Source organism: Bradyrhizobium sp. ORS 86 (assembly GCF_045571475.1).
Taxonomy (GTDB): domain Bacteria; phylum Pseudomonadota; class Alphaproteobacteria; order Rhizobiales; family Xanthobacteraceae; genus Bradyrhizobium.
Genome location: NZ_CP120699.1, coordinates 4,523,290 through 4,547,953, shown reverse-complemented (window position 1 = coordinate 4,547,953; position 24,664 = coordinate 4,523,290). Strand labels below are relative to the sequence as shown.

The 24,664-nt window shown below is 63.9% G+C and carries 22 protein-coding genes; 18 read left to right on the top strand and 4 right to left on the bottom strand.

The genetic code is table 11. The features are described from left to right. Positions 1–6 precede the first annotated feature (6 nt). The gene (locus tag P6U25_RS21305; protein ID WP_407146725.1) at positions 7–1,224 is read left to right on the top strand and encodes an ABC transporter substrate-binding protein; all 1,218 of its coding nucleotides are present in this window, start codon (positions 7–9) and stop codon (positions 1,222–1,224) included. Between the two features lie 43 nt (positions 1,225–1,267). Here the strand turns inward: P6U25_RS21305 and P6U25_RS21300 are convergent, their stop codons facing one another. After that, complete coding sequence (locus P6U25_RS21300; protein WP_407146724.1) at positions 1,268–2,287, bottom strand: zinc-binding dehydrogenase; 1,020 nt, start codon at positions 2,285–2,287, stop codon at positions 1,268–1,270. 185 nt (positions 2,288–2,472) lie between these two features. On the opposite strand from P6U25_RS21300, the gene P6U25_RS21295 reads away from it, so the two are divergent. Genes P6U25_RS21295 through P6U25_RS21265 form a run of 7 tightly spaced genes read left to right on the top strand, consistent with a single transcriptional unit; the run spans position 2,473 to position 9,889 of the window. Beyond that, the gene (locus P6U25_RS21295; RefSeq protein ID WP_407146723.1) at positions 2,473–4,131 is read left to right on the top strand and encodes an AMP-binding protein; all 1,659 of its coding nucleotides are present in this window, start codon (positions 2,473–2,475) and stop codon (positions 4,129–4,131) included. Further along, positions 4,128–4,889, top strand: coding sequence for an SDR family NAD(P)-dependent oxidoreductase (locus P6U25_RS21290; protein ID WP_407146722.1), 762 nt, complete (start codon positions 4,128–4,130; stop codon positions 4,887–4,889). Before P6U25_RS21295 ends, P6U25_RS21290 begins: the two co-directional genes overlap by 4 nt. 10 nt (positions 4,890–4,899) lie before the next feature. Then, the gene (locus tag P6U25_RS21285) at positions 4,900–5,685 is read left to right on the top strand and encodes an SDR family NAD(P)-dependent oxidoreductase (protein WP_407146720.1); all 786 of its coding nucleotides are present in this window, start codon (positions 4,900–4,902) and stop codon (positions 5,683–5,685) included. Positions 5,686–5,727: 42 nt separating this feature from the next. Next, positions 5,728–6,972: an acyl-CoA dehydrogenase family protein gene (locus P6U25_RS21280; RefSeq protein WP_407146719.1), complete on the top strand. Its 1,245-nt coding sequence runs from the start codon at positions 5,728–5,730 to the stop codon at positions 6,970–6,972. A 5-nt stretch (positions 6,973–6,977) separates the two neighbouring features. After that, entirely contained in the window at positions 6,978–8,018 is a 1,041-nt protein-coding gene (locus tag P6U25_RS21275) for a phosphotransferase family protein (RefSeq protein WP_407146718.1), read from the top strand. Between the two features lie 17 nt (positions 8,019–8,035). Next, the gene (locus tag P6U25_RS21270) at positions 8,036–8,701 is read left to right on the top strand and encodes a nitroreductase (protein WP_407146717.1); all 666 of its coding nucleotides are present in this window, start codon (positions 8,036–8,038) and stop codon (positions 8,699–8,701) included. 36 nt (positions 8,702–8,737) lie between these two features. Further along, entirely contained in the window at positions 8,738–9,889 is a 1,152-nt protein-coding gene (locus P6U25_RS21265) for a CaiB/BaiF CoA transferase family protein (RefSeq protein WP_407146716.1), read from the top strand. 28 nt (positions 9,890–9,917) lie between these two features. On the opposite strand, the gene P6U25_RS21260 is transcribed toward P6U25_RS21265, so the two are convergent. Continuing rightward, positions 9,918–11,108, bottom strand: coding sequence for an ABC transporter substrate-binding protein (locus tag P6U25_RS21260; protein ID WP_407152569.1), 1,191 nt, complete (start codon positions 11,106–11,108; stop codon positions 9,918–9,920). 58 nt (positions 11,109–11,166) lie between these two features. Continuing rightward, positions 11,167–12,306 (bottom strand): acyl-CoA dehydrogenase family protein, encoded by a 1,140-nt coding sequence (locus P6U25_RS21255; RefSeq protein ID WP_407146715.1) that lies wholly within the window; start codon positions 12,304–12,306, stop codon positions 11,167–11,169. A gap of 11 nt (positions 12,307–12,317) precedes the next feature. Here P6U25_RS21255 and P6U25_RS21250 point away from each other — a divergent pair, with 11 nt between their 5' ends. The 6 genes from P6U25_RS21250 to P6U25_RS21225 are packed head-to-tail and all read left to right on the top strand — an operon-like array spanning position 12,318 to position 20,001. Next, complete coding sequence (locus tag P6U25_RS21250; RefSeq protein WP_407146714.1) at positions 12,318–13,253, top strand: FadR/GntR family transcriptional regulator; 936 nt, start codon at positions 12,318–12,320, stop codon at positions 13,251–13,253. Between the two features lie 59 nt (positions 13,254–13,312). Beyond that, on the top strand, positions 13,313–14,122 hold the full coding sequence (locus tag P6U25_RS21245) for an enoyl-CoA hydratase/isomerase family protein (RefSeq protein ID WP_407146713.1): 810 nt from the start codon (positions 13,313–13,315) through the stop codon (positions 14,120–14,122). An 8-nt stretch (positions 14,123–14,130) separates the two neighbouring features. Then, a complete protein-coding gene (locus P6U25_RS21240) occupies positions 14,131–16,371 on the top strand; it encodes an acyl-CoA dehydrogenase (RefSeq protein WP_407146712.1) in 2,241 nt (746 codons plus the stop codon). A gap of 10 nt (positions 16,372–16,381) precedes the next feature. After that, positions 16,382–17,590 carry a CaiB/BaiF CoA transferase family protein gene (locus P6U25_RS21235; RefSeq protein WP_407146711.1) on the top strand — a complete coding sequence of 403 codons (1,209 nt, stop codon included), beginning with the start codon at positions 16,382–16,384 and terminating at the stop codon, positions 17,588–17,590. 31 nt (positions 17,591–17,621) lie between these two features. After that, positions 17,622–18,734, top strand: a complete 1,113-nt coding sequence (locus P6U25_RS21230; protein WP_407146710.1) for an NAD(P)-dependent alcohol dehydrogenase — start codon at positions 17,622–17,624, stop codon at positions 18,732–18,734. 31 nt (positions 18,735–18,765) lie between these two features. Beyond that, entirely contained in the window at positions 18,766–20,001 is a 1,236-nt protein-coding gene (locus P6U25_RS21225) for a cytochrome P450 (protein ID WP_407146709.1), read from the top strand. A gap of 44 nt (positions 20,002–20,045) precedes the next feature. On the opposite strand, the gene P6U25_RS21220 is transcribed toward P6U25_RS21225, so the two are convergent. Continuing rightward, on the bottom strand, positions 20,046–20,534 hold the full coding sequence (locus P6U25_RS21220) for a MarR family winged helix-turn-helix transcriptional regulator (RefSeq protein ID WP_407146708.1): 489 nt from the start codon (positions 20,532–20,534) through the stop codon (positions 20,046–20,048). Between the two features lie 201 nt (positions 20,535–20,735). On the opposite strand from P6U25_RS21220, the gene P6U25_RS21215 reads away from it, so the two are divergent. From P6U25_RS21215 to P6U25_RS21200, 4 genes are read left to right on the top strand one after another with little or no spacing between them, the layout of a single operon-like run. Continuing rightward, on the top strand, positions 20,736–21,104 hold the full coding sequence (locus P6U25_RS21215; RefSeq protein WP_407146707.1) for a hypothetical protein: 369 nt from the start codon (positions 20,736–20,738) through the stop codon (positions 21,102–21,104). After that, complete coding sequence (locus P6U25_RS21210; protein WP_407146706.1) at positions 21,082–22,401, top strand: Rieske 2Fe-2S domain-containing protein; 1,320 nt, start codon at positions 21,082–21,084, stop codon at positions 22,399–22,401. Before P6U25_RS21215 ends, P6U25_RS21210 begins: the two co-directional genes overlap by 23 nt. Positions 22,402–22,435: 34 nt before the next feature. Further along, positions 22,436–23,398, top strand: a complete 963-nt coding sequence (locus P6U25_RS21205; protein ID WP_407146704.1) for a PDR/VanB family oxidoreductase — start codon at positions 22,436–22,438, stop codon at positions 23,396–23,398. A 32-nt stretch (positions 23,399–23,430) separates the two neighbouring features. Next, positions 23,431–24,654: an ABC transporter substrate-binding protein gene (locus tag P6U25_RS21200; RefSeq protein WP_407146703.1), complete on the top strand. Its 1,224-nt coding sequence runs from the start codon at positions 23,431–23,433 to the stop codon at positions 24,652–24,654. Positions 24,655–24,664 lie beyond the last annotated feature (10 nt).

Here is a 24,664-nt window from a genome sequence, read left to right as displayed (position 1 = left end):
AGGAAAATGAAGAAATCATCCATGCGGCTGGCTTTCGGCATGCTGCGCGCGGCGACCATCGGCGCAACGATGGCTGTTGCCGTCGCGGCCACGGCCTCGGCCGAGGACACGGTCAAGATCGGCGTTCTCCTGATCGATAGCGGACCGCTCGCCGGCCTGAAGGACACCCAGGTCAAGGCCGTCAACCTCGCGATCGAGCAGATCAACGCCGCCGGCGGCGCGGCGGGCAAGAAGCTGGAGGCAACTTTCATCTCCTATCCCGGCACGCCCGATACGGCGGTGGACGGCGCCACCCGGGCCGTCCAGAAGGACGGTGCAATGTTCATCACCGGCATGGACACGTCCGCTGTGACGCCGGCGCTTCAAGCCAAGCTTCCGGCGCTGAAAGCTTTGATGCTGGAGGTGATGGCCAATGCCGATGGGCTGACCGGGAAGAACTGCTCGCCGAATTACTTTCGGGTCAATGCCAACGACTCCATGATCATGGGGACTTTCAGGGAATTCCTGAAAGATCAGGGCATCAAGAAATGGGACATCATCGCGGTCGACTACGCCGCAGGACGTGACTCCGCGGACAAGTTCAAGGCGCTGGTGACCTCGCAGGGCGGAACGATCGGAAAGACCCTGTTCTCGCCGAACGGGACGCCGGATTTCGGCGCCAAGATTTCGGAGCTGGGAGCCGATCCGGCCGACGGCCTGTTCGTCACCATCTTCGGCAGCGACGCGATCAACCTCGCCAAGCAGCAGCAGCAATTCGGGCTGTTCAAGAAGTACAAGATGGTGCTGGGAAACTCCTTCGTAATCCCGCAGACCCTGCCGGCGCAGGGTGAGACCGTGCTCGGTGTCTATCAGAATATCGGTTTCGTGGCCGGCTTCCCCGGCGCGCAGGCCGAAGCCTTCGTGAAGGCGTACAAGGAGAAATACAACGGTGAGCTTCCGCCTTACACCAGCGCCGATCAATACGCTGCCATTCAGCTCATTGCTGCCGGGCTTCAGAAAGCGAATTCGACCGACATCAACGCGGTTCGCGCCGCGCTGTCCGGCCTGAAAACCGAAACGGTCCTCGGCGATGTCGAAATACGTGCAGGTGACCATCAGACTGCGCGGCGGATGGCGATCAGCCAGATCGTGATGGGTCCGGAGGGCAAGCCGGTCTACCAGATCAAGAAAATCGAGCCGGGACAGGACATCATCTCGCCCCTCGATCCCGCCTGCAAGATGTGACGCCCGGACGCTGTCGATCTCATGTCGCTCGTGGAACCGAGACCTATGCTACGAGCGACACCTTGCCAAACTGTGCCCCGGAGGCGAGACGAGCAAGGGCCGCAGGAGCGTCTGCCATCCTGAACGATGAGTCGATCACAGGCCGGATCAGGCCGCGATTGAACACGTCGAGCAACTGGCGGAACTCCGCGATGCTGCCGCCGGTCGAGCCATAGACTTCGAGCTGGCGGATGAAGACCCGCTGCAGATCGGCCGGTGGGTTCGAGCCGGTCGTGGCACCGCAGGTGACGAGCCGGCCGCCACGGCGCAAGGAACGCAGCGATTCACCCCAACTGGCTTCGCCGACGCTGTCGATCACCATGTCGACACCGCCGCCGCTCATCTGCTGGATGGCAGCCGACACCTTGTCGCTCCGATAGTTGATGCCGCCATCCGCGCCCATCGCCACGGCCCTGGCGATCTTCTCGTCGCTCGAGGAGGTGACAAAGACGCGAGCACCGACCAGCTTGGCGAGTTGCAGGCAGGCTACCGCGACGCCGCCACCGATGCCGACGATCATGACGCTTTCGCCGGGCTGCAAGCCGCGCTTGCCGAACAGCATCCGCCAGGCCGTCAGATGGCCAGTCATCAGCGCGCCCGCCGCCACCAGATCAGCATCGCCGGGCAGGGGAAAGAAGCAGCGGCTGGGCATCGCGACGTAGTCTGCGAAGCCGCCGTTGCGATGCTCGCCCATGATCTTGACGTTCTCGCAAAGCGGCTGGTCGCCGGCCAGGCAGTATCGGCACTTGCCGCAAAACGCCTCGGAGAAGAGCACCGCCTTCATGCCCGGCTCCAGGCCGCTGCCGGGCGCGGCCTCGACGATCTCCCCGGCGGCCTCGACCCCCATCACCTGCGGCAATGTGTGGGTGATGCCGCCGCCATTGTCGCGCATGTAGAGATCGACACGATTGACCGAGGACGCTGCGACCTTGAGCACGGACTCGCCCGCAACTGGTGCCGGGTCGGGGAAATCGCGCCAGGCCGCCCCGTCCGGTCCGCGTCGTTCCAGCACTGCTGCCTTCATGGTCGCCTCCCTGCTCGCGGTCGCACCGAAAAACTAATGCACTAGCTCACGAAACATCGAGCTCCGTGCACCGCTGGTCGCCGAGATTGCCGTCTGATTTAGTGTTGCAGTTCACTTCAAATATAATACACTAGCGAACTAACATGCCGTCAAGTGCATCGATCAATCGTCATGGAGGCAACGTCATGAGCGAGAATCGTTTCGATCCCGTGGCGCATGCGCGCGCGATGCGTGCCGGCGGTTTCTGGATCGACAAGAACTTCGACGAGTTCCTGCAGCAGGCGATCGCAGCCACACCCAACAAGCTTGCGTTGATGGCGGACCGTGCCGATCGTGACGCGCCGAAGCGCCTGACTTACGCAGAGCTGGGTGACATGATTTCGCGTGCGGCGGCGGCGCTGCGTCGTCTTGGTATCGGCCCAGCGGATGTCGTGTCGGTCCAGTTGCCGAACTGGTGGGAATTCGCAGTGATTGCGCTGGCGGCGTTCCGGGTCGGCGCGGTCGTCAATCCCCTGATGCCGATCTTCCGCGAGCACGAACTCAGCTACATGCTCGGCTTTGCCGAGACGAAGCTGCTGGTGGTGCCAAAGCTGTTCCGCGGTTTCGATCATGAGGCGATGGCACTCTCGCTGCAGCCGAGCCTGCCGAAGCTAACGCACGTCATCGTCGTCGACGGCAAGGGGCCTGATGGCTTCGAGCAGGCTTTGCTGTCCGGCAGCGAGCGTCTCGGCCCGCCGCCGGTCGGTGAGATCGGCACGCTGCCAGCAGACCGGATGGCCGTGCTGATGTTCACTTCGGGCACGACCGGCTCGCCGAAGGGCGTCATGCATTGCCTCAACACGCTTATGGGCTGCTGCATCGGACTCGCCGGGCGCTTCGGCCTCGACACCGGCGATACGGTGCTGGTCTGCTCGCCGCTCGGCCACATGACCGGCTTTGCCGCTGGTATGCTGCTCGGGCTAAAGATCGGTGCGACCGTGATCTTCCAGGATATCTGGGAGCCGAAGCGCGGCGTCTCGATCATGGCGAAGGAGGGCGTCACCTATTCCGCTGGCGCGGCGACGTTCTTGGCCGACATGTGCGAGGCGGTTGCGGCGGGAGCCGCGAAGCCGGCTGAGCTGCGCAAGTTCCTCTGCGCAGGTGCGCCGATCCCGCCGGCGCTGATCGATCGCGCCTATCGGGAGCTCGATCTCAAGGTCTGCTCGCTCTGGGGCATGACCGAGTCGCTCGCGAGCACGCTGACCGAGCCGGAGCGGGCGCTTGAGAAATCGTCGAAGACCGACGGGCGTCCGGTCGAAGGCGTCGCGGTCAAGGTCTTGCGCATGGACGGCTCGCCGGCCGCGGTCGGTGAGCGCGGCCTGCTCAAGGTCCGCGGCGCGCAGATGTTCCTCGGTTACTACAAGCGACAGGACATGGAGCCGTTCGACGCGGAGGGGTGGTTCGACACCGGCGACATGGCTTATATGGACGACGAGGGCTACATCCGGATCGACGGCCGCATCAAGGACATCATCATCCGAGGCGGGGAAAACATCCCCGTCCTGGACATCGAAAACCTGATGTTCAAACTTCCCGCTGTGCTGTCCGTAGCGATCGTTGGCTATCCGGATCCACGGCTCGGAGAGCGGGCTTGCGCGTTCGTCGTGCTGCGTCCCGGCATGACGCTCGATCTCGCCGCCGTGCAGGCCCATATGGCCGAGCACAAGGTCGCCAAGCAGTATTGGCCCGAGCGCCTTGAAATCGTCGCCGACCTGCCCAAGACGCCGGCCGGCAAGGTGCAGAAATATCAGCTCCGCGAAATGGCCAAGGCGTTCGCCGAGCCGGCCCAAAAGGCCAGCGCATGAATGCACGCCTGAAAGATCTAGTCTGCGTCGTCACGGGCGCGGCGCGCGGCATCGGTTTTTCCATTGCCGAGCGCTTCGGCCGCGAGGGCGGCCGCCTCGCCTGTGTCGATATCAGCGCAAAGCGGCTGGAGCCCGCGGTCAACAGGCTGAAGGACCTGGGGTTCGAGGCTAGGGGATACGAGATCGATGTCGGCCGTCGCGATGACGTTCATGCGCTGTTCGCCCGCGTCGAGCGCGACTTCGACGCACCGGTCGCGGTGCTCGTCAACAATGCCGTGTTCGCGCGATTCGAGCCACTGGCGGAGATCGCTGTCGATACGGTGGAGCGGATGTTTGCCGTCGGCGTGCATGGACTGATCTGGGCGACGCAGGCGGTGGTGCCGCAGATGGAGCGGCGCGGCGGCGGCGCGATCGTGAATCTGAGTTCGGTCTCGGCGTTTCATCCGGCCAAGGATTCAATTGCCTACTCTGCGGTCAAAGCAGCCGTCGTCGGGCTCTCGCGGGCTTCCGCCATCGAGCTTGCCGCTAAGAAGATCCGCGTCAATGTGATCGCGCCGGGCATGATCGGAACGCCGGCCTCGATCGCGCAGTTCGATGAAGAGACGATTGCGGCACGTCAGGCCGAGATGCCCGCCGGTCGCTTCGGTCAGCCCGAGGAGATCGCCTCGCTCGCTGCGTTCCTTGCGAGCGATGACGCGAGCTACATCCAGGGGGCCATCATCACCGCCGACGGCGGCTGGACCGTTCCTGCAAAATAGGAGAAGGCGCATGAAGCGGCTCGAAGGCAAGCGTGCGGTCGTCACGGGTGGCGGAAGCGGCATCGGCCGCGCCAGCGCCATTCGCTTCGCGCGTGAAGGTGCATCCGTTCTGGTGGTGGGTCGCGCAGGCAATGCCGAAGAGACCGCGTCGGCGATCCGCGGCGAGGGTGGCGTCGCATCCGCCATGATCACGGATGCCGCAGTCGAGGAGAATGTCGCCGCGATCGTATCGCGCTGCGTCTCGGAGCTTGGTGGGCTGGAAATCTTCTTCGCCAATATCGGGGTTACCGGGACCAATACGCCGTTGCTCGAGCAAACGGTGGAGGAATGGTCCGAGGTCTACCGTATCAATACGATCAGCTGCTTCCTCGCCGTCAAGTACGCCGGACGCCATATGACCGCGCAGGGCTATGGTTCGATTATCCTGACATCGTCCGCCGCCTCGCTGCGCGCCAATGCGGGTGCGATCTCCTACAGCGCAAGCAAGGCCGCCGTGAACAGTCTGGCGCAGACCGCGGCCAACGCCTTTGCCGGCACTGGCGTGCGCGTCAATGCGGTGCTGCCGGGTCTCGTTGAGACGCAGTTGACGCGCAAAGTGTTCGAGGACGCCCGCGCGCGTGGCATCGAATTCAAGCTCGGTCACGTGACGCCGCTGAAACGCCCGGGCCGCTCCGAGGAGATCGCGGCGGCTGCGGCATTCCTGGCGAGTGACGATTCTTCCTATGTCGACGGTCAACTGCTGTCCGTGGACGGCGGCGTCAGCAGCACCCATCCCTACGGCCGGATCGCGCTCTAGCAAGGCCGCCAGCCCAACAAGAACAGAGACAGGAGAGACGCCGTGGATTTCGAACTGCCGAAGGAGATCACCGACAAGCTCGCCGAGCTCGACGCGTTCATTGAGGCGGAGATCAAGCCGCTCGAGCGAGAGAACGTCAAGTTCTTCGATCACCGCCGCGAGAACGCCCGAACCGACTGGGACAATGACGGCCGTCCCCGCGATGAATGGCGGGCGCTCATCGGCGAGATGGAGCGCCGCGCTGACAAGGCGGGGCATCTGCGCTACGGCCTGCCGAAATCCTGCGGCGGGCAAGGCGCCTCGAATCTGGCGATCGCCGCGATCCGCGAGCATCTCGCGGCCAAGGGGCTGGGCTTGCACAACGACTTGCAGGATGAATCATCGATCGTCGGCAATTTTCCGATCATCCCGGCGCTGTCCGACTACGGGACGGAGGAGCAGAAGACCTATATCGAAGGCATCATCACGGGGAAGAAGCATCTCTCCTTCGGCCTGACCGAGCCGGGGCATGGCAGCGACGCGACACGGCTTGAGACCACCGGCGTGCGCGACGGAGACCATTGGATCATCAACGGCCGCAAGCGCTGGAACAGTCAGGTCGCGCGGGCGCATGCCAATCTGGTATTCGCCCGCACTTCGGGCAAGCCGGGCGAAGCCAAGGGTATTACCGCCTTCGTCGTGCCGACCAACACGCCCGGCCATAACGTGCTCTACAATCACTGGACCTTCAACATGCCGAGCGATCACGCCGAAACGGAGCTCGTCAATGTGCGCGTGCCCGACAGCGCGATCCTGCACAGGGAAGGCGAGGGGCTCGTCGTCGCGCAACGCTTTGTGCATGAGAACCGTATCCGTCAGGCCGCGGCCAGCGCTGGCGCGGCGCGCTATTGCATTCAAGAGGCGGTCAAATACGCGAAATCACGCGTCGCGTTCGGTGAGCCGCTCGCCAAGAAGCAGGCCGTCCAGTTCCCGATCGTCGAGCTCTGGGCGGACTATCAAATGCTGCGCAACTTCATATTCCGCACGGCGTGGCAGATGGATCGTCAGAACCCGCTGACAATCAGCGACATGGTCTCGATCTGTAATTTCCGTGCCAACCGCTTGTGTTGCGAGGCCGCGGACCGCGCGATGCAGGTCCATGGCGGCATGGGCTATAGCCGCGCCTTGCCGTTCGAGCACATCTATCGCCATCATCGCCGCTACCGCATCACGGAAGGAACGGAAGAGGTGCAGATGCGGCGCGTGGCGCAATATCTGTTCGGCTTCAGCGGCAAGAGCGCGAGCTGATTGCGATGAGCGGGCAGGCGAGCGAAGGCGGCCTTGATTTTGATCTCCGACGGCTCGACGCTTATCTGAGGAATTGGCTGGGTGGCGGTGCCGCAACGCGCGTCGCGCGCACCAGCGGCGGGATGTCGAATCCGACCTACTTCGTGACATACGGCGACTGGCGCGCCGTGCTGCGCAAGCAGCCAAACAGTGTACTGATGCCCTCGGCCCATGCTATCGATCGCGAATATCGCGTGCTCACCGCGCTTCAGGGCAGCAGTGTGCCGACGCCAAAGCCGTACCGTTATTGCGAGGATCGCGAGGTCCTCGGCACGCCATTCTATCTGATGGAGTGGCTGAACGGACGTGCCATCTACGATTACGCGCTGCCAGGACTTGGGCGCGAGGAGCGCGCCGCCTGCTATCGCTCGATGGGCGCGACGCTCGCTGCAATCCACACCCTCGACTACAAAGAATTGGGGCTCGGCGACTTCGGCCGACCGGGAAACTACTTTGCCCGGCAGCTCAATCGCTGGTCCAGGCTCTGGAGCGAGTATCGCCAGGGTGATGAGGACAATCCGGCCCTGGACAGGATGGTGCGCTGGCTGGGGGACCGCGTACCGGACAGCGAGACCCTTGCGCTCTGCCATGGTGATTTCAGGATGGCGAACGTCATCTTTCATCCAACCGAGCCACGCGTGATCGGCGTGCTCGACTGGGAATTGTCGACCCTGGGCCATCCGCTCGTCGACCTCGCCTTCAACACCCAGGCCTGGCGCATGGCCCCGGACGAGAACGGGGGACTTTTAGGGATGCTGCTCGGCGACACGGGGATTCCGTCGGAGCAGGACTATCTGGATCGCTACTATGAAGACTCGGGAGCAGTCGAGCGCCTGACGGTCTTCCATCAGGTCTTTGCGATGTTTCGCGGCGCGGTCGGAAGTGCCGGCGTGGCGGCGCGCGGTGATCTCGGCAACAACGTGCTGCCCGATGCCGCCAATATCGGGCGACGCCTTGCGCGCGCGTATGCGACCCGTGGGATGGCGATGATCGAGAACGAGCGATGAGCCTGGCGGAGCAGCCCATGATGAATGTCGACGAGGCCATCCGCCTCCGGCGCTCGGTGCGGGGCTTCCTTCCGCGCGAGGTGCCTGATGCGATCCTGCGGGAGGTCTTTGCCCTGGCGCAATGCGCCCCGTCGAACTGCAACGTGCAGCCATGGACGCCGCATGTGATGTCAGGCGAGAAGCTCAAACGCCTTCGCGAGGCGCTTGTTGCGGCAGGGCTGCGAGACGAGCCGATCAAGCCGGACTGGCCGGCCGACGGCAAGTTCACGGGCATTTATCGGGAGCGGCAGGTCGGCGCGGCGCAGGCCCTCTATGGCGCGATGGGTGTTGCGCGCAGCGATACGGTGGGGCGCAAGCTTGCCTATGTCCGCAACTATGCATTCTTCGATGCGCCGCATGCAGTGCTCATCTTCATGCCGGAGCCGTTCGATACACGCGAAGCGACCGATATCGGCATGTATGCGCAAACCCTCATGCTGGCGCTGACCGCGCGTGGAATCGGCTCATGCGCGCAAGGCGCGCTCGGTCTGTTTCCAGACATTGTCCGCGAGCAGCTCGAGATTCCCGGTAACTATAAACTGCTGTTCGGCATCTCGTTCGGCTACGAGGATTGCGACGTCAAGGCCAACACGGCGCGTGTGAACCGGGCAAAGATCGATGACACCGTGCACTTTCACCGCTGAAGTCAATTGGCCGATTGTTGACGAACGGAGTGCGTCTTGACGGGACCGTTGGAAGGCTTTCGTGTCATCGAAATGGGCGGCATTGGGCCAGCGCCTTTTGCGGGCGCGCTGCTCGGCGACCTCGGCGCGGATGTTGTGCGCATCGATCGGATCGCGCGAGCGGGCACCGAACCTGATCTGCCGGCGCGATTTGATTTCTATAACCGCAACAAGCGTTCGATCGCGCTCGATCTCAAGCAGCCGCAGGCGGTTGCAACGGTCCTGAAGCTGACATCGCAGGCGGATGCGCTGATCGAGGGGTTTCGTCCGACGGTGATGGAGCGGCTGGGGCTCGGCCCCGAGGTTTGCCGTTCAGTCAATCCGCGCCTGGTCTATGCGCGCATGACCGGGTGGGGGCAGGAGGGCCCGCTGGCGCAGGAAGCTGGGCACGACATCAACTATCTCGCGCTGACCGGTGCGCTGCATTGTCTCGGCGAGGCCGATCGGGCGCCTCCGCCGCCGCTCAATCTCGTCGCCGATCTCGGGGGTGGAGCACTCTACCTTGTCGTGGGGCTGCTCTCGGCGGCCATGGAGGTGAGGCGATCGGGACAAGGGCAGACCGTCGACGTCGCCATGATCGATGGCGTGACGCATCTGATGTCTGCATTTCAAGCCTTTCGTCAGCAGGGAAGCTGGACAGGACGGCGAAGCGACAACATCGTCGATGGCGGTGCGCCATTCTACCGGACGTATGCGACCAGGGACGGTAAGTTCATCGCGGTGGGGGCGATCGAGCCGCAGTTCTACACCAATTTGCTGGAGGTGATGGGCCTAAAGGAGAGCGAGCTCCCGGCCCAGAACGATCGCTCGGCGTGGCCGGCGATGCGCGAACGCTTCGCGGCGATATTCGCCGAACGAACCCGGGATGAATGGGTTGCCCTCGCCAGCAGGCGAGACGCCTGTCTCGCGCCGGTCTTGACGATCGACGAAGCACCGTCGCACCCGCAGATGATGGCGCGGAACGTCTACGCGGCGTTCGACGGCGTGCGCCACCCGAGCCCGGCGCCGCGCTTTTCCCGTACGCCATCCGATCTCCATCGAACGCCGCCCACGCCAGGGCGCGACAGCCGCGGCGCTCTCGCGGATTGGGGCATCGCGCCCGACGAGATTGATGCGCTGGAGGCGATCGCTGCGATGGCGGGCGCCTGATGCTTGCGGCGGCCATCGCCGCCCCGTGCTACTCAGCGGAGATGGGATCTCCGGACAGCGCCCAGCTCGTTCCGTCGAACTTGGCGATCCGGAGGATCTTGAACGGAGTATAGTCCCCGGGGGAAGTGCTGATGGAGACGCCGGGGAGCATCAGGGGCATCCGCGTGCCGTGGAGCGAGGTCGCCTGGCGGATCAGGTTTTCCCGGGTCAGCTTGTCGCCACATTTCTTGAGCACGGTGGTGAGAGCGTTCACGTTCATGTACGCGACCAGGACGGAGTAGTCGTCGGGATTGGCCGAAGGGGCATACTTCTTCAGGAATCCTTTGTAGGCCTTCATCTCCTCATCGTCCGCCCAGGCGGGATCGCCCGGTTGCTTGAGGAATTGCGTGGTGACCAATCCCTTCGATGCATCGAGGCCGGCCGGCTTCAGGACGGTCTCGACCGACGCCGTCGAGCCGCCGATGACGTGGAGCGGCCTCCAGCCGAGCTCATGCACCTTGCGGATGGACTGCGCCGCCGCCTTGGCCGAGGACTGTTCGATCAACGTGTCGACCCCGGCCGCCTTGAGCTGAACGATCTGGGAGTCGATCGTCGGGTCCGCCAGCTCATAAGATGCTTCGGCGACAATTTGCGACGCTTTCAGGCCAAGGCCGGCGCGGAGGCCTTTGACATAGTCCCGCCCGAAATCGTCGTTCTGGAACAGGACGCCGATCTTCGCGTCCGGCTTGGCATTCAGGATGTACTTTGCGATGACGCGGCCTTCGGTCTCGAAGTCCGGATAGAGCGGCACCGTCCAGGGGAATGTCTTCGGATCGTTGAAGCGACGCCCCCCGGCGGTGATGAAGAGCTGCGGCACCTGCTTCGAATTCAGATATTTCTGGATGGCGACGTTCGGGACTGTGCCAATGGTGCCGACCTCGGCGAGGACCCCGACGTCCTCGATGAGCTTGCGCGACTGCTCAACGGCCTTTGGAGCACTGTAGGCGTTGTCGAGCTGGGTGAAGATGATCTTGCGCCCGTTGATGCCACCCTGTTCGTTGATCATCTCGAAATAGCCGACGACGGCGCGTCCCGCACCGGCGCCGAACGCGGAGGCGGAGCCGCTGAGCGGCGTTGACTGCCCTAGCTTGATCTCGGTATCGCTGACTCCCGGCCCATAGGCCTTTTGCGCGTAGATTGGCGTCGATGCCAGCACCGCTGATGCGGCTATTATGCCCAGAGTTCGCCCAAAATGGCTGTTCAAGATCTTTCCTCCCAATTTTGATTGTTTTTCAGGCCTATCGAAGAAGCTCGCGGGCGATGACCATCTTCTGGATCTGGTTGGTACCCTCGAAAATCTGGGTCAGCTTGGCGTCCCGCATCATGCGCTCGACCGGATAATCCATGGTGTAGCCGTAGCCGCCGAAGATCTGCACGGCGTCGGTTGTCACTCTCATGGCCATGTCGCTGCTGACGCACTTGGCCATGCTGGCAAGGACGTTCAGTCGCTTCCAGTCGCCCGCATCACCCGCGCGCGCGCATTCGTAGACCAGGGCGCGCGCCGCCTCGATCTGCATGGCCATGTCGGCGAGCATGAACTGCACGCCCTGGAATTCCGAGATCGATTTCTTGAACTGCTTGCGCTCCTTCGCGTAGGCGACGCAAACGTCGAGTGCTCCCTGGGCCAGTCCGACGGACTGAGCGCCGATGGTGGGACGATTGAGGTCGAGGGCGCGCATGGACGCACGAAATCCCTTGCCTTCCTCTCCGACGAGATTTTCGACGGGTACCCGGACGTTGTCGAAGAAGATCGGCGTGTTCGGTGCGCCGCGAAAGCCCATTTTGCGCTCGTGCCGGCCGAAGGTGATCCCCGGCATGTTCCTCGGTTCGACGATGAAGGCGCTGATGCCGTCCGCTCCGGAACTGTCGCTCGTTCGCGCCATCACGACGATGTAGTCGGCCGCCACTCCGTAACTGCACCATTGCTTTCGGCCGTTCAGGACATAGCAATCGCCGTCCTTCCTCGCGCGCGTGTTGATCGCGGTCACGTCGGAGCCGGCTTGTGGCTCGGAGATTGCGATTGCCGTCACGATGCCGCCCTTGGCGATGATCGGCAGGTATTTCTTCCGCTGCTCCTCGGAGCCGAAGTGGAGCAGCGGCATGATGAACATCGTGTTCAGTGCGGCGATTGACGCGCAGGCGGGAGAGAATCGCGAGATCTCCTCGCGGGCGATGCACGCCATGGTCAGGTTGCCGTTCGGCCCGCCGTATTGTTCGGGGACCCACAGTTGCATCAATCCCATCTCGCCGAAGAGCTTCACGAGCTCGAGGGGAAAGCGGTCCGTCTCGTCGATCTCGGCTGCGATCGGTGCCACGTGTTTGGTGGCCATCTTGCGGATGCTGTCGCGAAAGGCGATCTGCTCTTCGCTGAAGCTCATGAACGTCTCCGTTGGGTTTTTTTCTTTGGGAAGACCAAAAAAGGGCTTCCATTGAATGGGTGATCCATTTAATAATCCATCCAATGTCGACCAAGTCAAGCCCCCACAAAACTGGCAGCGTGCGCGCTGCGTCATCCCAGCGTCGCGAGCGAGCCTCGGATCATCGCATGGCGGGATCGTCGGCCCCCGTGGCGTTTCGCCCGATCCACACGCGTCGGGCCTTCGAGGAAATCTGCGACCGGATTCGCGAGCAGCTCGCGCGCGGAGCTCTCAAGCCGGGCGACAAGCTGCCGCCGGAGCGCGATCTTGCGCAGCAGCTCGGCGTGAGCCGTAACGTCCTTCGGGAAGCGCTTCGCAGTCTCGAAATGGCCGGCGTGCTGCGGCTGCAGAAGGGAGTCAAAGGTGGCGCCTTCGTCCAGGAGGGCGATACCAGCCGCATGAACGTGGTCATGCGCGACATGCTGAGCCTCGGAACGATCTCGATCCGCGAATTGTCGGAAGCTCGCGTGCAGGTGCTCGACCTTGTGGTGCGCCTTGCCTGCGCGAACGCCCGGCAGGCGGATTTCGAGGCGTTGCAGGCCAACGTCGAACGGACGGAGCTTTTTACCCGCGAGGGCCGGCTGCTGGAGCGGGTGGAATGCGCGCGGGAGTTCTACAAGCTGCTCGGCCTCGCCTGCGGCAACAAGGTGATTGCCATGATCACCGATGCGGTCACCGAGATCCACATGCGGTTCGTTTACGCAAAGGTCGCGTCCAGCGGCGTTGCGATGACGCGACTGGGTGAGCGGCGCCGGCAATTCCTGGCGGCGCTTCGGGAGCGGAATGCCGTCGCCGCGGCCCGGCTGATGCGCAGCCACCTGGGCGCGGTTCAAAAGATGCTCGAGCAGGATCCCGGCGCCATGTCGCTTCAGATCGCCTTGGCGGAGATCAATTCGGGCATGAAGTGACGAGTTGTACGCCCGGCCGAGCGCCGGATGGAAATTAAGAAAAACGAACGGAGGAAGACGTGTCCCCATATGCGAAGTACGAGTGCCTGACCGTGGATGTCGCCGACAAGGTCGCGACGGTGACCTTGAACCGGCCGCAGGCCCGCAATGCCATCAATCAGAAGCTGATCCGGGAGCTCCGCACGATCTGGGACGATCTTGCCGACGACCACGCCGTCAACGTCGTGGTGCTGACCGGGGCCGGGGATTTCTTCAGCGTCGGCGGCGACGTCAAGGCGATGTCGGAGCGGCCGGGCGGCGACGTGCTGGAGGAGGGCGAGGTCCACGACCCCATGATCAGCCGCCGAGGTGTGACGCGCCAGCTCGAGCTCGACAAGCCCATCATCGCCGCCATCAACGGTGATGCCATCGGCCTTGCCGCGACCCATGCGCTGCTCTGTGACATCACCGTCATGGCGGAGGATGCGCGCATCGGCGACACCCATGTGTCGCGGGTCGGCCTGGTGGCCGGAGACGGCGGCACCGTGATCTGGCCGTTGCTCGTCGGCATCAACAAGGCCAAGGAGTTCCTCATTCGCGGCACCCTGCTGAAGGGAAAGGAGGCCGAGCGGATCGGCCTCGTCAATCACGTCGCGCCCAGAGCAGAGGTGCTGGCCAAGGCCCAGGAGATCGCGATCGAGCTCGCGAATGGTCCCACTTGGGCTATCCGCTGGACCAAGCTGTCGATCAATCAGATCGTCAAGGACCGGGTGAACATGCTGCTCGAGGCCTCGATGGCGCTCGAGCAGGTGACATTCGAGACCGCTGACCACAAGGAAGCGACGACGTCATTCAAGGAGAAGCGTAAGCCCAGGTTTGGCCAAGGCTAGCCAAGTCCATGGACGCCACCGAGCTTCCGAACGACGAGGTCAGGCGGATGCTCCGGGAATCCCTTCGCGGGTTTCTCGGCGAGCAGTGGGATGCCGATTGCCTCAGGCATGGCTCCAGGCCGCAGGAGGTTGCGGCGGTATGGACCAAGCTGGTTGGGCAGGGCGTTGCCAGTCTCGGTTCCGATCCCGAAGGAGGGGGGCTGCGCGAGATCGCGGTCGTGCTCGCGGAACTCGGGCGCGCGGCGTGCCCGGCTCCCATGTGGTCGGCCGCGCTTGCCAATTTCGCGCTTTGGACGGCCGGGTCAGAGGTGGCCGTTGATTGCCTGAACAGACTGCACGAGAGTTCGGCCCGGCTCGCCATGTCGTTTGGGGCGCTCGATCCGGATCCGGGCGCGAGTGCGATCCGGGTTCGGAACAGCCGGGCCGATGGGGTGCTCCGTCTCGTGGAAGCCGCGGATAGCTGCACGCATCTGCTTGTTGCCATCGACCGCGCTCACCTTGGTCTCGTGGCGCTGGATGCCACCGGCGTTGCCGTGGTCCCCACGCGTGCCATGGGCGCCTGGGGGACTTGTGAAGTGCGTCTCAGTTCGGCGCCGATCAGCCTTATCGCGATAGAGGCGGGCGTACTCGACGATCTCATGCTGAGGGGAAAGCTGACGCTGATGGCGCGAGCGCACGGCGCCGCCCTACGCGGGTTCGAGCTTGCCACGGACTATGCCAAGGAACGGCATCAGTTCGGTCAGCCGATCGGCCGGTTCCAGGCCATCCAGCACAAGCTTGCCAATGGCTTCATCGCCCTGGAAGGGGTGCGGCTGATCATTGATCATGCGGCCAGGCTTCACGATCGCGACGATCGCGAATGGCGCTACTTCGCCAATGCGGCCGTCGCCTTTGCGAGCGATGCGTTGCGGCGCGTCTCGCTCGAGACGCATCACGCATTCGGGGCGATCGGTTATGCCGACGAGCACGAGTCACCGCTGCATTTTAAGCGGGTGCATCTCGACACGATCATGCTGGGCGGGGCAGCACCGGCGAAGCGATGGCTGGCGTCCTCGTTGCTGGAGCCTGGAAGTTCGGGTCTGCCTGAATATGACCTCGGCCTGGCCGGCAACGCGCTACGCGAGCAGGTGAAGGATTGGCTGGGACAGCATTGGTCGGGGGACCGGAAGGCCGAATTCGATCGCAAGCCGTTCGCCAAACGCGAGTTCGATGCCGACTTCGCGCGCGACATCGGCAAGACGGGCTGGATCGGTCTCGGCTGGTCCCGCGAATTCGGCGGCCAGGCCCGTTCGCCGCTCGAGCAGATCGCGTTCATGGAGACGATGGAGTGGGGCGAAGCGCCGCGCATCGGCGCCGCGATCCAGGCCAATGCCCTGATGATGTTCGGAACGCCCGCACAACAGCAGCAATATCTGCCGGAAATCCTTCGCGGCGAAGCCATGCACGGGATGGGCTACAGCGAACCGCAGGCGGGCTCGGATCTTGCTGCGCTGCGCACCAGCGCGGTACGTGACGGCGATCATTGGATCATCAACGGCCAGAAGATCTGGACCACGACGTGGTGGGGCAAATACATGTTCCTGGCCGCGCGCACCGACAAGGACGCCAAGCCGCCGCACGCCGGCATCAGCATGTTCATCGTGCCGATGAACGCCGAGGGGATCACGGTCCGGCCGGCGACCACGATGTATGACGGCTCCTTCGCCAACATCTTCTACGACAACGTCCGCATTCCCCTGGAGAACCTCGTCGGCGAGGTAAACGGAGGCTGGAAGGTCCTGACCGGCGCGCTCGCCTTCGAGCGCGGGCTGGTCGGCGGGGGCATCGTCCTGAAGGTCGCTCACGCCTTCGAGCAGTTGCGCCGGCACGTCATGCAGAAGGACGCCGCGGGAGCGGCGCTGAGCGACGATCCCATCGTGCGCGATAGGATGGCGACGTTGGCTGCCGAGATCGAGATCGGGCGTCAATTGATGATTCATTGCGCCGAGCTCGCGGAGGAAGGGGTAACCCCGCCGGAATACGGCGCGATCAGCAAGGTCTTCTCGGGGGAGTTGATGGAGCGCTTCGGTGAAGCGGCCCTCGACATCCTCGGCACGAGGGCGGCGCTGTCGGAGCAGATGCCTGGCGCGATCGACAACGGCCGTTTCGAGCAGAACCTGCGTCATTCGCTGATGTGGGTGATCAGCATCGGCACCAACGAGATCCAGCGCAGCCTCATCGCACAACGGGCGCTTGGGCTGCCCAGATAGGAGTGACCGCATGCAGGCGCAGGAGACCACGAATCTGCCGCTCGAGGGCGTCCGCGTGCTCGACTTCTCGATCATGCTGGCCGGTCCCTATTGCGCGAGGCTGCTCGCCGATGCCGGCGCCGAGGTCATCAAGATCGAGCCGCCCGAGGGCGACGACATGCGTCTGCGGGCCCCGTTGCGGGGCGGCCAGAGTGCCTATTTCGGCCAGCTCAATGCGGGCAAGCGCAGCCTTGCGCTCGACCTGAAAAGCCCCGAGGCGATCGAACTGGTCCGTCGGCTGGTCAAGGAGACCGATATCCTGGTCGAGAATTTTCGGCCGGGCGTGATGGACCGGCTTGGCCTCGGCTACGACGCGTTGCGCGCGATCAATCCACGCCTGATCTACTGCTCGATCTCGGGCTATGGGCAAACGGGCCCGGCCGCGGAGCGCGCCGCCTATGCCATGATCGTTCACGCCGAGAGCGGCTTCGACCGTTCGCTGATGCGGTATGCGGGCGATCGCGACCGGCCGGCCGCGGGTGCCGTTTTCGTTGCGGACGTGCTCGGCGGGATATTCGGCTATTCGGCGATCCAGACCGCCATGGTCCAGCGCGCGCGAACGGGAACCGGCCAGCGGATCGATGTTGCCCTGATGGACTGCATGCTGAACCTGCTCGTCTACGAATTACAGGAAGCGCAGTTCGCCCCGCAAGCGCCGCGCGCCGCCTATGGTCCGGTCCGGGCTTCCGACGGCGACATCCTGGTTGCGCCGATCACGCCGCGAAATTTCGCCGCGCTCTGCGAGGTGACAGGGCAGGGTGATCTCGCGAACGACCCGCGCTTCAAAACGGTGCCGGGCCGCGCGGCCAACTGGACCGCAATGATGCAGGTGGTCGAGAAATGGTCCGAGCAGCATACGGTGCGCGAGTGCATGGCTGCCCTCGATAGGGCCGGCGTTCCTAGTGCCGAATATCGCGATCCGGGAGCCGCCTTGACCGACCCTCACCTCCTGCAGCGCGGCGCATTCGCGACGATTGCAGATAGCGCGGGGGAATTCCTGGGCGTCAATGCGCCCTGGAAGATGTCGGGCGGATCGACCGCCATGCGGCGGGAGATTCCCGCGGTCGGAGCGCACCGGGACGAATTGCTGTCCCGGATCCTCGGCTTATCCGGCGAGGCCATCGCCGGCCTCGCCGACGCCGGAGTGTTTGGAAGCGCCAGCGCCCGGGCGAAAGGTTAGTTCACATCAGCGCGCCGGAGGGCACCCGTCCATGAGGATCATCGCTGCGATAGCAAATGGGCCGCGCGATCCCTTCGAGATCGTCCCCTGCGAACTCTCGGCGCCGCGCGCCGGCGAAGTCCTGGTCCGGGTGCACGCGTGCGGCATCTGTCACACCGATCTGGCGGTCAAGTACGGGCACATCCCGGTGCAGATGCCCAAGGTTCTGGGCCACGAAGGAGCGGGCGTGATCGAGCAGGTCGGCCCCGGCGTGACGTCGTTCCGGCCTGGCGACCATGTGCTCATGAGCTTTGGCTCCTGCGGCGAGTGCCCGAATTGTTGCGACGGCGCGCTCGGCTATTGCGACCATTTTCGTGCCATCAACCTGTTCGGAAGCAGGCCCGGCGGCTCGGCGCTGTCACGCGGCGGGAGCGAGCTTGGCGGTCATTTCTTCGCGCAATCCGCCTTCGCGACGTACGCGATCGCCACCACCAGGAACATCGTCAAGGTCGATGCCGATCTGCCGCTGGATCTTCTTGCGCCGCTCGGATGCGGCATCCAGACCGGCATGGGATCGGTCATGAACGTGCTGCGGCCGCAGGCCGGGACCTCGATTGCCGTGTTCGGCGTCGGCGCCGTCGGCCTGTCCGCCATCATCGCCGCGCGGATCGTCGGCTGCTCGACCATCATCGCCGTGGATGTCGTGCCGGAGCGGCTGCGCGTCGCGCGCGAGCTGGGCGCAACGCATGCGGTGTCCGGCCGCGCGGAGAATCCCGCGGCTGAGATCACCGAGCTCACGCAGGGCGGCGCGCATGTCTCGCTCGACACGACGGGCGTACCGGCGGCGGTGGCAAGCTCGGTCAATTGCTTGCGCGCGCGAGGCGTCAGCGCGCAGGTCGCGGCCCCACCTCGGGGAACGATGTATGCGGCCGAAGCCAGTGTGGTGGTCGGGCGGGGAATCTCCATCCGCGGCGTGGTCGAGGGCGATGCAAATCCCCAGCTGTTCATTCCGCGCATGATCGGCTTCTTCCGCGAAGGCCGGTTGCCGCTCGACAAATTCGTCAAGACCTATCCGCTCGCGGGGATCAACGAGGCCGTTGACGATCTCGATAGCGGCCGCGTGGTCAAGCCCGTTCTGACAATGGCGGGATTTGGGAGCGCTTAACAAGACACAAAACAAGCAGCGAGGAGGAACGATGCTCGACATCGCAACGGACAATGCAATCGCCGATCACAGAACGTACGGCAATGTTGGTCTGCAGCACCGGCTCTTCGGCGAGCTGCGGCGCGACGATCCGGTCCATTGGACGCAACCTCAAGGGTATCGTCCGTTCTGGACCGTCACCAAATACGCCGACATCATCGAGATCGAGCGCCAGGCCGATCGCTTCATCAACGCGCCGCGGACGAAGCTTCTCAGCATCGAATTCGAAAGCAAGGTGAGGGAGGCGATGAGCGGCAAGCCCATGCTGGTCCGGGCCTTGCCGCAGATGGATAATCCCGATCACGGCAAGTATCAGAAGCTCACCCACGCCTGGTTTCAGCCCCGGCACATCCGGACGTTGTCCGAGCGGATGGCGGCGCTCGCGAAGGAGGGCGTCGATCGCTTGGTGGCGATGGGTAGCCAGTGCGATTTCTACAACGATATCGCGATCTATTATCCGCTACGCGTCCTGATGACCATCCTCGGCCTGCCGCGTAGCGACGAGGAACGTCTGCTCAAGATCACACAGGCCTATTTCGGCGGCGGCGATCCGGAGATGCAGAAGGGTTCGGACCTGATCGACGCCACGATCGCCTATGTCGACTATTTCAAGGACGTCGCGCGGGAGAGACGGAAGAACCCGCAGGACGACGTGGCGACGGTGATCGCAACGTCCGAGATCGACGGCCGGCCGATCGAGGATTTCGAGGCCTATTCGTATTATGTCGCGCTCGCGAGCGCGGGACACGATACGACGAGCGCGACGATCGCCGGCGGTCTGCTTGCCTTGATCGAGAACCCCGATGCCATGGCCCGGCTGCAGCGCGAACCCGAGCTCCTTTCGGACGCTGCGGAGGAGATGGTGCGCTGGGTATCTCCCGTCAAACACTTCTTCCGCACCGCAACGGCCGACTACGACATTCGCGGCAAGACGATCAGGGCCGGGGATAGCATCCTCCTCAGCTATCCCTCAGGCAATCGGGACGAGGAAGCCTTTGATCGTCCTTTCCAGTTCATCCCCGATCGGTCGCCCAACCGGCATCTCGGCTACGGCTTCGGCATTCACGCCTGCATCGGCCGTCATCTCGCCAAGGCCGAGATCGTGGCCTTCTTCCGCGAATTCCTCGGCCGGATCGAGCGGGTCGAGCTCGCGGGCGCCCCGGCCTGGACTGAGACCTCGTTCCTCGGCGGCGTGAAACGCCTGCCGGTCCGCTATTCGGTGCGATAGGGGAGCATCGCGGCGCGGGCGCGCCCTCGAAGACAGGAACAGGGTCAGGTCCCGGAGGACGAGGGCGCCGCGGCCTTAGCGATCGCGAGCATGCAGTTGAGGAAGTGGACGCGGTCCTCCTTGCTCAGGGGCGCAAGAAGGGTGTTCTGAAGCTCGGCCGCGGCGGGGATGACCCCGAGAAGTTCTTCTTCGCCCTTGGCGGTGATCTGGACCTGGATCGACCGCCGGTCTTCCGCGTTGCTTCGTTTCGAGATCAGCTTGCGCGCCGTCATGCGCTTGAGCATCTCGCTGAGCGTGTTGCGGTCGCTGCTGATGCGCACGGCGAGGGCGGACGGAGTCAGGGGACCGTCCTGATAGAGCGCGATCAACACGCCGAACTGCCGTGGCGTGATGTCGCTCTGGCCGGTCAGGTCCTGGTAGAGCAGGTCATAGCGGGCCTCGAGTAGTCGAAGCAGGAATCCAACTCCTCCTTCGAGGCGCCAGTTGCGCGCGATCTCCACCGCGCTCGCACTCTTTCCCTTGGGCGCTGACATGCCGTCGTTGACCTGATTTCTCCGAGAACGGCTAGGCGTTAGCAGCTTGTCCGATGGCTCTCAACCCCGGGGCCGAATGAGCGTCGGGGGCTGCTTCCGGCAGAGCCGACAGCGCCAGATTTGCTATTGCAATCCACTTGCTCAAGTAATACGTATACGTATTAATAAGGCACCAAGAACTGCGCTGCCGGGGAGGACTGCTTGGATTTGCGCGAGCTTCTGTCGATTCCCTATCTTCTCGAAGCCGAGGCGGTCGAAACCGAACCTGGCCGCTGGCTCGTGCGTCTGACCTATCCCGAACTGCCCGGCTGCACCGCGGAAGGCGCCGTGGTCGAGGATGCCCTGCGAGATCTCGAGCGGCGCCGCATCGAGACGATCGTCGGCCTCGTCGAGGCCGGGGCAGTGCCGCCCATACCACGGCAGCCACTGGCTTCGGCCGATCCGCTCTGGACCGCACGCGATCTCGGACTGTCGGCGCGTGTCGCAGCGCTGCTTGGCACTGCCACAGAGCAAGGCGGCGACGGGTTGCCATTGAAGGAGGAAGCACATGCTCTCACGCGAAGACAATGAACGGCTCGTCAGGGTCGGCAAGGGCACGCCGCTAGGAGACCTGTTCCGCCTCTTTTGGATTCCGTTCCTTCCGTCGGCGGATCTGACCAAAGACGGGCAGCCGAAGCGGATCAGGCTCCTTGGAGAGGATCTTGTCGCATTCAGGGATTCGGATGGCCGCGTCGGGCTGGTCGACCAGGCCTGTCCGCATCGCGGGGCCCCGATGGTGTTCGCAAGGAACGAGGATTGCGGCCTGCGATGCGTCTACCACGGCTGGAAATTCGACGTGACTGGCGCCACGACGGATATGCCGGCCGAGCCGGTCCGCAGTCGTCTGAAGGAGCGCGTGAGGATCAAGGCCTATCCATGCCGGGAGCGCAACGGGATGATCTGGACCTATATGGGCCCCGATCAAGCCGATCTTCCGCCGCTGCCGAACGTCGAATGGAATCTGGTGCCGCAGGAACAGGTGCACATCTCGCTGCGCGTGCAGGAGTGCAACTGGCTTCAGGCGGTCGAGGGTGAGATCGATTCCGCCCACGCGCCGCTGCTGCACGGGCGCCTCGATGCACAGGGCACAACGAGCACCTGGATCCAGAAACGCGATCTGCGTCCGACATTCGAATGCATCAAGCAGGACTTCGGCATGAGCATCGCGGCGCGGCGCAACTACGATGCCAATACGCTGTACTGGCGCGTCAATCAGTTCATGCTGCCGTTCTACACGCTGGTCCCGCCATTGATGCCATTCCCGGATCTCAGCGGCCATGCCTGGGTGCCGATCGACGATGAGAACACGCTCTGCATCATGTTCTCGTATCACCCCTCGCAACCCCTGCTGCCGAAAACCCGGCAGGTCTTCTCCGAAGGACACAACGGTCGCGAGAGCGGGCATGCCAGCCGCAACGCGCTGGTCGAGCAGCCGGTGACGGTCCCTTATGCGGGCTATTGGACGAAATATAACCCGCAGAATGGCTTCCAGTTCGACTATCAGGCGCAGCAGACGACCTGGTTCTCGGGCTTGCCGGGCTTGTGGGTGCAGGACGGGGCCTGCCAGAGCGGCGTGTCGCCGATCTTCGACCGGACGAAGGAAAACCTCTGCTCGAGCGACACCGGCATCGCGATGACCCGACGCTTCATCCTGGAGGCGCTCGGGGCCTATCGCGATCATGGAACCAAGCCGAAAGGCGTGACGGATCCCGACGTATTCATGGTCCGCGCGGTGTCGATGCGGCTGCCGCCGGAAGAGTCGTGGGTCGATGTCGGCGCGCCCTTCATGCGTGCCAAACTCGGCGCCGATTTCGGATACGAGATGTGAGCCCTTCGATGGCAGTCCCGCGGAGGCGCGCGCCATGAGCGACGGCTTGTTCGAGGTTCGTGTCAAGCGCATCAGCTACGAGGCGGATGCGATCAATTCCTACGAACTGATCTCGCCAACCGGCCGCAATCTCGATCCCTTCACGGCCGGCGGTCATATCGATGTGCATCTGTCGAACGGCATGGTCCGCAGCTATTCGCTGGTCAACGATCAGCGCGAGCGCCATCGCTATGTGATCGCGATCAACAAGGACACGGCCGGGCGGGGTGGCTCACGCTTCTTGCACGACAATCTGAAGGCGGGTGACATCGTCAGGGTGTCGAGGCCCCGCAACAACTTTGCGCTCTGTGAGCAGGCCGAGCATTCGGTCCTGATTGCAGGCGGAATTGGGGTCACGCCGTTGCTGTCCATGGCCCGTCGCCTCGACGCCCTCGGACGGTCCTGCGAACTGGTCTATGCGGCAAGGGCGCCGCGCGCGGCGGCATTCCTCGATGAGATCGAAGTGCTCGCGGCGAAGGGACGCTTGAGGGTGTGCCTCGACTTCGACGACCAGCGTTCCGGGCGCCTGTTCGATCTTGCGGCCGTCATCGATCGGGCCCCGGCGCGGGCTCATCTCTACTGCTGCGGACCGCAGCCGATGCTCGAAGCCTTCGAAGCCGCGGCCGCCAGCCGCCCGGCTGATCACGTGCACGTCGAGTATTTCCAGGCGACCGAAGCTCCCGCGACGGCGGGCGGCTTCGAGGTGAGGCTCGCGCGCAGCGGCCGGACGATTCCGGTTGAAGCCGGCAAGACGATCCTCGAAGCGCTGCTCGATGCGGGGATCGGGGCCAACCATGCCTGCTCGGAGGGGGTCTGCGGCACCTGCGAGACGCGTGTGCTCGAAGGCATCCCGGATCATCGCGACCAGTTTCTCAGCAAGGACGAGCAGGCATCCAACAAGACGATGATGATCTGCTGCTCGGGCGCGAGGTCAGGCACGCTGGTGCTGGACCTCTAAGAACAGCAACGTTCGTCAACAGGGTGGAAAACATGAAAGTCGCTTTACGCGTTGCCGGAATATCCTTGCTCCTCGCCGGCCTGTGTTCGCCCGCATGGGCGGCCGCAACACGCACCATCAAGATCGGCGTCCTCAACGATGCGTCGGGTCCCTATTCCGACAACGCCGGTGAGGGCTCCGTCACGGCGGCCAGGATGGCGGCCGAGGACTTCATGACGCAGCATCCTGACTTCAAGGTCGAGATCATCTCGGCGGATCACCAGAACAAGGCGGACGTCGGGGCCGCCATCGCCCGTCGCTGGATCGAGCAGGAGAAGGTCGACGCCGTCGCCGACGTTCCGAACTCCGCGGTTGGCCTTGCCGTCAATGAGGTTGTTCGCGGCGGCAAGGCCGCCCTGATCGCCTCCAGCGCGGCGTCGTCCGACCTGACGGGGAAATACTGCTCGCCCAACACGATCCAATGGACGTTCGACACCTGGGCGGCGTCGCACACGATCGGCAATTACCTGGTCCGCCACGGTGCTAAGAAATGGTACTTCATCGCCACCGATAATGCGCTCGGCAAGTCCATGGTGCGGGACGGAACGTCCGTCATCAATGCGGGCGGCGCCGCCGTGCTCGGATCGGTCAGCGTTCCCATCAATAACGCCGACTACGCCTCGTTCATCCTGCAGGCGGATGCCTCCGGCGCCGACGTGATCGCTTTCGCGACCGCCGGTGGCGATACCGTCAGCCTGATCAAGCAGTCCGCTGAGTTCGGCTTGAAACAGAAGGGTCGGAATTTCGCCGCGATGTTGACCACGACGAACGATGTCGAGGCCAGCGGCCTCGCGGTCGGGCAGGAGCTCATCATCACCCAGCCGTTCTATTGGGACCTCAACGAGGCCAGCCGGGCCTGGTCGGCGAAGTTCAGCGCGCGGCAGCATGATCAGTCGCCGACGGCGTTTCACGCCGGCGTCTATTCTTCGGTGCTGGCCTATCTGAATGCCGCATTGGCCGCGGGAACCAACGACGCGCAGGCGGTCATCCGCAAAATGAAGGAGCAGCCCATCGATGACGCGCTGTTCGGGGCTGTCGTGGTGCGGGCGGACGGCCGCGCCATCCACAACATGTACATCTTCAAGGTGAAGGAGCCGAAGGCGTCGAAAGGCAAATGGGATCTTCTCGACAATGTCGGCGTCCTGAGCGGACCCGAGGCATTCCGCCCGATCGACCAGGGCGGATGTTCGATGGTCGAGCAGGCGAAGAGTAATTGACGCCGGTTGC

What these genes read in the sequence shown, in the direction of transcription:
- P6U25_RS21255 (WP_407146715.1), bottom strand. Translation starts at nt 12,306, where the DNA reads ATGAGCTTCAGCGAAGAGCAGATCGCCTTTCGCGACAGCATCCGCAAG.
- P6U25_RS21300 (WP_407146724.1), bottom strand. Translation starts at nt 2,287, where the DNA reads ATGAAGGCAGCAGTGCTGGAACGACGCGGACCGGACGGGGCGGCCTGG.
- P6U25_RS21225 (WP_407146709.1), top strand. Translation starts at nt 18,766, where the DNA reads ATGCTCGACATCGCAACGGACAATGCAATCGCCGATCACAGAACGTAC.
- P6U25_RS21270 (WP_407146717.1), top strand. Translation starts at nt 8,036, where the DNA reads ATGATGAATGTCGACGAGGCCATCCGCCTCCGGCGCTCGGTGCGGGGC.
- P6U25_RS21220 (WP_407146708.1), bottom strand. Translation starts at nt 20,534, where the DNA reads ATGTCAGCGCCCAAGGGAAAGAGTGCGAGCGCGGTGGAGATCGCGCGC.
- P6U25_RS21205 (WP_407146704.1), top strand. Translation starts at nt 22,436, where the DNA reads ATGAGCGACGGCTTGTTCGAGGTTCGTGTCAAGCGCATCAGCTACGAG.
- P6U25_RS21210 (WP_407146706.1), top strand. Translation starts at nt 21,082, where the DNA reads ATGCTCTCACGCGAAGACAATGAACGGCTCGTCAGGGTCGGCAAGGGC.
- P6U25_RS21235 (WP_407146711.1), top strand. Translation starts at nt 16,382, where the DNA reads ATGCAGGCGCAGGAGACCACGAATCTGCCGCTCGAGGGCGTCCGCGTG.
- P6U25_RS21285 (WP_407146720.1), top strand. Translation starts at nt 4,900, where the DNA reads ATGAAGCGGCTCGAAGGCAAGCGTGCGGTCGTCACGGGTGGCGGAAGC.
- P6U25_RS21200 (WP_407146703.1), top strand. Translation starts at nt 23,431, where the DNA reads ATGAAAGTCGCTTTACGCGTTGCCGGAATATCCTTGCTCCTCGCCGGC.
- P6U25_RS21240 (WP_407146712.1), top strand. Translation starts at nt 14,131, where the DNA reads ATGGACGCCACCGAGCTTCCGAACGACGAGGTCAGGCGGATGCTCCGG.
- P6U25_RS21230 (WP_407146710.1), top strand. Translation starts at nt 17,622, where the DNA reads ATGAGGATCATCGCTGCGATAGCAAATGGGCCGCGCGATCCCTTCGAG.
- P6U25_RS21275 (WP_407146718.1), top strand. Translation starts at nt 6,978, where the DNA reads ATGAGCGGGCAGGCGAGCGAAGGCGGCCTTGATTTTGATCTCCGACGG.
- P6U25_RS21295 (WP_407146723.1), top strand. Translation starts at nt 2,473, where the DNA reads ATGAGCGAGAATCGTTTCGATCCCGTGGCGCATGCGCGCGCGATGCGT.
- P6U25_RS21290 (WP_407146722.1), top strand. Translation starts at nt 4,128, where the DNA reads ATGAATGCACGCCTGAAAGATCTAGTCTGCGTCGTCACGGGCGCGGCG.
- P6U25_RS21305 (WP_407146725.1), top strand. Translation starts at nt 7, where the DNA reads ATGAAGAAATCATCCATGCGGCTGGCTTTCGGCATGCTGCGCGCGGCG.